This window comes from Myxococcus xanthus, assembly GCF_013116825.1.
GTDB lineage: Bacteria > Myxococcota > Myxococcia > Myxococcales > Myxococcaceae > Myxococcus > Myxococcus xanthus_B.
In genome coordinates this window covers 1-437 of sequence record NZ_JABFNS010000322.1, presented here as the reverse complement: position 1 = coordinate 437, position 437 = coordinate 1, and the positions used below count along the sequence as shown (strand labels likewise).

At 67.0% G+C, this 437-nt stretch carries 1 protein-coding gene; it reads right to left on the bottom strand.

Annotated elements, in window-relative coordinates:
- A partial coding sequence (locus HNV26_RS37520) for an HAD family hydrolase (RefSeq protein WP_171453057.1) occupies positions 1-275 on the bottom strand: 275 nt, incomplete at its 3' end.
- Between the last annotated feature and the right edge of the window lie 162 nt (positions 276-437).

Here is a 437-nt window from a genome sequence, read left to right as displayed (position 1 = left end):
GGGATGCCGGGGTAGGACGCCGTCCTATCGAAGAGGTGCTCGTCGTAGTACGCGCGATACGTCTCCAGCACCGGCGCGGCCAGGTCCTCGCGGCCCGCGGGCACCGCCCTGCGCGCCAGCTCCCTGACTCCCTCACCGACGAAGCGGCGATAGGCGGACTCTGGATGCGTGGGCAGGCCGTGGTGCGCGAGCGCGTGGTTCATCGCGTCGGCGATGTCCCCCAGCGAATCCACCAAGGTCCCATCGAGGTCGAAGAAGACGGCACGAAGCTGCATGAGATGAGGTCTCCGGAAAAAACAAAAACGCCCCGGCCGAAAGGGCCAGGGCGTTCAGGGCTTCGAGGCCCGTTCAGCAACCGCTCAGGGCGTGACGGCCGCGGTGGTGGCGTCGTCCGGTCCGGCGACGGTCATCACCGCGAAGTTGATGTTGTTGTAGCC